Here is a 5532-nt window from a genome sequence, read left to right on the forward strand (position 1 = left end):
GGCCTGTAGGGGCGGCTATTAGCCGCCCGGAAACGACCGGGCCTGAGTGTTTCGTTTTCACAGCTCACTTTCGATACCCTCCGGGCGGCTGGTAGCCGCCCCTACGAGGCTCAAAAGTTTCAAAATTCCCGGAATATTCGTGAACTTTTGGATATTTCAACTGTTGATTCGCATTGACAGTTAAGGCATTTCCTTCAGAAATGCGAAATTTCAAACCGTCACGGAGGGACACCATAATTGTCAATTGTTCATTGTCAATTGTCAATTCGTATTCCCACAGGTTTTGATTTACTCCCCCGCCGGCTTCCTCCACTTTGGCCTCGACCGCAGCTCCACCCGCAGGTTCTGGAAGAACGCCCGCAGCAGCGCCGCGGATTCCTCTTCCAGAATACCGCTGACCACCTGGGGATGGTGGTTGAAGTTCATATCGAACAGGCTGCATACGGATCTGCACGCGCCGAATTTCCGGTCACTGGCGCCATAGACCACTCTGGGGATCCGGGCACTCAAAATGGCCCCGGCGCACATGGCGCAGGGCTCCAATGTTACATACAGGGTACACTCCCACAGCCGCCAGCCCCCCAGGGCACGGCATGCCTCGTCAATGGCCTGAATTTCCGCGTGGGCCAGGGCGGACTTGTCCGTCTCCCGGCGGTTATAGCCCCGGCCTACGATTTCCGTTCCCCGTGTGATGACGCAGCCCACCGGAACCTCTCCCAATTCCGCCGCCTGCCGCGCCAGAGAAAGCGCCTCACGCATAAAATCCAAGTCTTCCATAGCAAAATCCCTTTCTGTTTTTCCGGGCCTATCATACCACGCCCCGGTGAAAAAAGAAAGCGGAAGAAGGCGGACTTTACAGCGGGAAGAAAAAATGGTATGCTATAGAAAATTAACAATTAACAATTGACAATTGACAATTGAGGTGTTTCCTGCGGAAACGATTCAAAAATTTAATTTGTCCCGGAGGGACACCGCAATAATTGTCCATTGCCCATTGTCAATTATTAAGGGGGTGCCCTATGAAAACCCGCAGGCTGGTGCTTCTGGCACTTCTGACGGCCATTGCGCTGACCATCTTCATGCTGGAGGCCCAAATCCCCGCGCCGGTGCCCATTCCGGGGGTGAAGCTGGGGCTTTCCAATATCGTGACGGTGTTTACCGTGTTTCTTCTGGGGGCTAAGGAAGGCGTGCTGGTGCTGGCGGCCCGGATTTTTCTGGGGGCAGTATTTGCCGGAAATTTCAGTACCATTCTTTACTCCGCGGCGGGAGGGACGCTGGCGATCCTGGCGACCATCGGCCTGAAGCGCGTCCTGAAGGAAAACCAGCTCTGGGTGGCGGGCTGCGCCGGGGCTGTGGCCCATTCCGTAGGCCAGATGACCGTCGCCGTCTGGGTCAGCGGAACGCCGGGACTGCTGGCCTATCTGCCCATCCTTATTGCCATCAGCCTGATAACAGGCCTTTTTACCGGGCTGTGCGCCCAGTTTTTATTGAATCGAGGAAAAAACTTTTGGAAAACTATTTTCAGATGAATATGGAGAAGCGCCGGATCGACGCCATCTCCAATTTGGGGCTGGCCCACATCGGCGACGGAGTCTTCGAGCTGCTGTGCCGCGGCTACCTGTGCGAACACGGCTTCAAGACCGTGCTGGATCTGCACAAGAAGACCGTTGCCATGGTCAACGCTCCGGCTCAGGCGGAATTTGTGGATAAGCTGCTGCCTCTGCTGAATGAGGAGGAGCTGAGCTACTACCGCCGGGGCAAGAACGCCCATGTACACGCCGTGCCCAAGGGGGCTACCCCTGCCCAGTACGCCAAGGCCACGGGGCTGGAGGCGCTGTTCGGGGCGCTGTACTTAGCCGGAAAGACGGAGCGGATCAACGTGCTGTTCCGGTCCGTTATGGAGGAAGAGCCCCATGGCATTTGACGCGACATACCTTTCCTGCGTGGCGGAGGAGATCCGCACCCGCTGCGAAGGTGCGAAAATTGAGAAAATCTACCAGCCCAGCCGGGATACCCTGATTTTCCAGCTGCGCTGTCAGGCGGGCCGGGAAAAGCTGCTGATCGCCGCCAATCCCACCGCGCCCCGGCTGCATCTGACCGCCGCCTCACCGGAAAATCCGCCGGAGCCGCCCATGTTCTGCATGTTCCTGCGCAAGCACCTGCTGGGTGCCCGGCTTTCGGAGATCACCCAGACGCCTATGGAGCGCTGCGTCCATTTTGTCTTTGACTGCACGGACGAAATGGGCTACCCGGTGCGGAAGCGGATGGTAGCGGAGCTGATGGGCCGGACCTGCAATGTGTATCTGCTGGGGCCGGACGGGAAGATTCTGGACTGCCTGCGCCGTGTCGGACTGGACGAGAGCAACCGCCCCGCCCTGCCGGGACTGAGCTATCAGGCCCCCAGTCCCATTGAAAAGCAGGACCCCGCGGCGCTTACACAGGAGGATTATGTTAACTTGCTGCGCGCCGAGGGGGCGGATGTTCTGGCCCAGCGGCTCATGGATACCCTGGGGGGCCTGTCCCCTCTGGTGACCCGGGAGGCGGCGCTCTATGCCGCCGGAGATGTGGATGGCCGGGTCGGCGCGCTGGATGCCGAAGCGGCGGGGGAGAAGCTGTATCTCTTCTTCTCCGAGCATCTGCGCCATCCGAAGCCCTGGTATTACGCCGCCCCGGACGGCACACTGAAGCAGTTCGCCTTCTGTCCCATCCGGGAATATGGAGAATGCGCCGAGGCGGAGTCCTTCAGCGCTTTGCTGGACCGGTTTTACACCCTCCGGGACCGGAAGGACGCCATGCGCCAGAAAAGCCAGGCCCTGCGCAAAAGCGTTTCCAACCAGGTCCAGCGGCTGCGCCGGAAGATGGCCGCGCAGGAAAAGGAACTGACGGCAACCTATGACCGGGAGCGCCTGCGGCAGCTGGGCGACATCCTGACGGCCAACCTGCACCGCATTCAGAAGGGGCAGACAAAGGTTCTCTGTCAGGACTTCTACGATGAAAATATGGCCGATGTGGAAATACCGCTCAGCCCCATTCTCTCCCCCCAACAGAACGCGGCCAAATTCTATAAGGACTACACCCGCATGAAAAACGCCCAGAAGGAGCTGACCCATCAGCTGGACCTGGGCAGAGAGGAATGCAGTTATCTGGAAAGCGTCCTGGAGGAGCTGAACCGGGCCCAGAGTGAGGCAGAGCTGGAGGAAATCCGGCAGGAGCTGTATGCCGGGGGCTACGTCCGCATGGACGGGGCCAGAAAGAAGATGAAGCAGTCGAAGCTTCCTCCCATGCGCTTCGAGAGCACCGACGGCTTCCCCATTTATGTGGGCCGGAACAACCGGCAGAACGACGAGCTGACCTTCAAGCTGGCCCGGAAGGACGACATCTGGTGCCACGCCTCCAAGGTCCACGGCAGCCATGTCATTATCTCCTGCGGCGGCCGGAAGCCCCCGGACGACACCGTGACCCAGGCCGCCCAGCTGGCCGCCTACTACGCCGAGACCGGCGGGGGACAGAACATCAGCGTAGATGTGACGACTGTAAAGCAGGTGAAAAAGACCCCCGGCGGCAAGCCCGGCATGGTCATCTATCACACCTACCGCACCGCCATCGTCAACCCCTACCCGGACGTCCGGGTGGACCCGCTGAACGCGGAGAACAAATAAAAAGAGGGAACAGGCTTCCTTTGGGTGAACCGCTCCCTGTCAAGTAGACAGATGAAAAAACAAAAATAGTTTTCTACCAGGGTCTCAGAAATGGGATCCTGGTTTTCTTTTAAGCAGCTTCCAGTAAGCTGCGGTAGGTTGCTGGAGGCAGGCAGTTCAGCTTGTGCTGACGCCGCTGGTGGTTGTAGTAATAGATGAACTGCTCAACAGCAGAGGCAAGTTCTTCATAAGATTCAAATTGGTTGAGATAGTACATTTCACACTTCAGAATACCCCAGAAACCTTCCATCGGCCCGTTATCAATACATCTGCCAACTCTGGACATACTTTGTTCCATTCCTTGCTTGTCCAGCTTTGCCTTAAACAGCTTGCTTGTGTATTGGAATCCACGGTCGCTGTGGAATAGCGGATGTGCATCCGGGTATTTCTTTACTGCCAAATCAAATGTCTCAAACACCAGCTGGTTATTATTGCTTTTGCCAATAGCAAAGGAAACAATATCCCTACCCTTCAGATCAAGAATGGCACTAAGATAGGCTTTCTCACCGGCAGAGCCGTATTTCATCTTTGTGACATCGGTACACCATTTCTCATTTACTGCAGTCGCTGTAAAATCTCTGTTCAGAATGTTCTCAGCGGTAACTTCCGGTGTGGATCTCTGGTAAGCAGGTCGTTTTCTGCGGATAACGGCCAGCAACCCAACAATATGTACCAGACGGTAAAATCGCTTCAGATTATACTTCTTTTCGTGTGTTTCATTATATTCATCTCCAATTCTGCGGTAGCCGTAGGTTCCGTTATGTTCTGCGTAGATCAGGCCAATCTCATGCAGCAAGGCTTCGTTTTCTTCCTCACGGCTGCTCTTGACACGGTGTGTCCAGTTGTAATAGCTGGATCGGTTTAACGCAAGAATATCGCAGATCTCGGTTACGGCATATCCCTCTTTGTGCATTTCCTGAACGCAAAGATAGAGATGCTCTTGCCGTACTCCGCTCAGCGCCACCTCCCTTCGATTTCCTCGAGTTTTTTTAGCACGGCACACTCCAATTCCAATCTTTTGTTCCGTGCTTCTAACACCCGGTTCTCAGCTCGCAGCTTCTCCAGTTCCGTCATTTCGGATTCCGGTTTACGCTTACCGCGCTTGTCTACAAGTCCTTCTGCGCCTTTCTCGTTATACTTGCGCACCCAGGAATATATCTGCTGGTAGCTGACACCGTATTTCTCGATGGCGGCAGTATAGTCGTTGCCGTGCTCAATGCAGTAGCTGACAATTTCCACTCGTTCCTCGTATGTAGTGTTTCTTCCCTTAGTCATATAGATATCACTCCCTCGACCTCTGCTGGGTCGTAATTCTCTATGACTATTATACATCTTTATCCAGTTTTGCAACTGGCTTCTGGAATAAATCTTATATTTTTTACAAATATCTGCTTGCGAACCTGCTCCGGACAGATAATCCTTTACTGCTGCCGTCTGTGTCTGTGCTGAATAGCTTGCTTTCCTGTGTTTATCTCTAAGGCCTTCCCCGCCAAATATCTGATAATTTCTTACCCATGTACGAAATGATTCTTTGGCTATTCCGTATTGCTCCAGTATTGTGTGAAGCTGCCGATCTCCATTCAGATAGGATTCAACTGCTGTTATTATTTCTTCCGGGCTTACTTTCCTTTTGAACATAAAAATACTCCCCATAGTGTAGCCTCGAAATTTTTGTTATTTCGAGTGTCTACTCTATGGGGAGCATATCAGGGCAGCGGGCTTTTGGGGCTTGGACGGAAGCCCTGTCCTCATTTCGGCTGGGAGCCTCCGGCGGGGAGCTTCTTGTCCCGCCAAGAAGCTCCGCAAGAATGCGGCTTAAGGAGGCGCTGTCGGC

At 54.8% G+C, this 5532-nt stretch carries 6 protein-coding genes; 3 read left to right on the plus strand and 3 right to left on the minus strand.

Annotation, left to right across the window (positions count from 1 at the left end):
• Positions 1 to 288: 288 nt before the first annotated feature.
• Positions 289 to 777 (minus strand): nucleoside deaminase, encoded by a 489-nt coding sequence (locus KQI10_RS06625; protein ID WP_216566622.1) that lies wholly within the window; start codon positions 775 to 777, stop codon positions 289 to 291.
• A 242-nt stretch (positions 778 to 1019) separates the two neighbouring features.
• On the opposite strand from KQI10_RS06625, the gene KQI10_RS06630 reads away from it, so the two are divergent.
• From KQI10_RS06630 to KQI10_RS06640, 3 genes are read left to right on the plus strand one after another with little or no spacing between them, the layout of a single operon-like run.
• The gene (locus KQI10_RS06630) at positions 1020 to 1529 is read left to right on the plus strand and encodes a Gx transporter family protein (RefSeq protein WP_216566623.1); all 510 of its coding nucleotides are present in this window, start codon (positions 1020 to 1022) and stop codon (positions 1527 to 1529) included.
• The gene (locus tag KQI10_RS06635) at positions 1508 to 1924 is read left to right on the plus strand and encodes a Mini-ribonuclease 3 (RefSeq protein ID WP_253285188.1); all 417 of its coding nucleotides are present in this window, start codon (positions 1508 to 1510) and stop codon (positions 1922 to 1924) included. Before KQI10_RS06630 ends, KQI10_RS06635 begins: the two co-directional genes overlap by 22 nt.
• On the plus strand, positions 1914 to 3659 hold the full coding sequence (locus KQI10_RS06640; protein WP_216566624.1) for an NFACT family protein: 1746 nt from the start codon (positions 1914 to 1916) through the stop codon (positions 3657 to 3659). Before KQI10_RS06635 ends, KQI10_RS06640 begins: the two co-directional genes overlap by 11 nt.
• Before the next feature lie 109 nt (positions 3660 to 3768).
• Here KQI10_RS06640 and KQI10_RS06645 read toward each other — a convergent pair whose 3' ends face one another.
• Together KQI10_RS06645 and KQI10_RS06650 are read right to left on the minus strand one after the other, a co-directional pair.
• Positions 3769 to 4662 (minus strand): IS3 family transposase, encoded by an 894-nt coding sequence (locus KQI10_RS06645; RefSeq protein ID WP_216566625.1) that lies wholly within the window; start codon positions 4660 to 4662, stop codon positions 3769 to 3771.
• Positions 4653 to 5336: a helix-turn-helix domain-containing protein gene (locus KQI10_RS06650; RefSeq protein ID WP_216566626.1), complete on the minus strand. Its 684-nt coding sequence runs from the start codon at positions 5334 to 5336 to the stop codon at positions 4653 to 4655. Before KQI10_RS06650 ends, KQI10_RS06645 begins: the two co-directional genes overlap by 10 nt.
• Positions 5337 to 5532: the final 196 nt, after the last annotated feature.

Source organism: Pseudoflavonifractor sp. MSJ-30 (assembly GCF_018918045.1).
GTDB lineage: Bacteria > Bacillota > Clostridia > Oscillospirales > Oscillospiraceae > Faecousia.

What these genes read in the sequence shown, in the direction of transcription:
- KQI10_RS06640 (WP_216566624.1), top strand. Translation starts at nt 1,914, where the DNA reads ATGGCATTTGACGCGACATACCTTTCCTGCGTGGCGGAGGAGATCCGC.
- KQI10_RS06650 (WP_216566626.1), bottom strand. Translation starts at nt 5,336, where the DNA reads ATGTTCAAAAGGAAAGTAAGCCCGGAAGAAATAATAACAGCAGTTGAA.
- KQI10_RS06630 (WP_216566623.1), top strand. Translation starts at nt 1,020, where the DNA reads ATGAAAACCCGCAGGCTGGTGCTTCTGGCACTTCTGACGGCCATTGCG.
- KQI10_RS06625 (WP_216566622.1), bottom strand. Translation starts at nt 777, where the DNA reads ATGGAAGACTTGGATTTTATGCGTGAGGCGCTTTCTCTGGCGCGGCAG.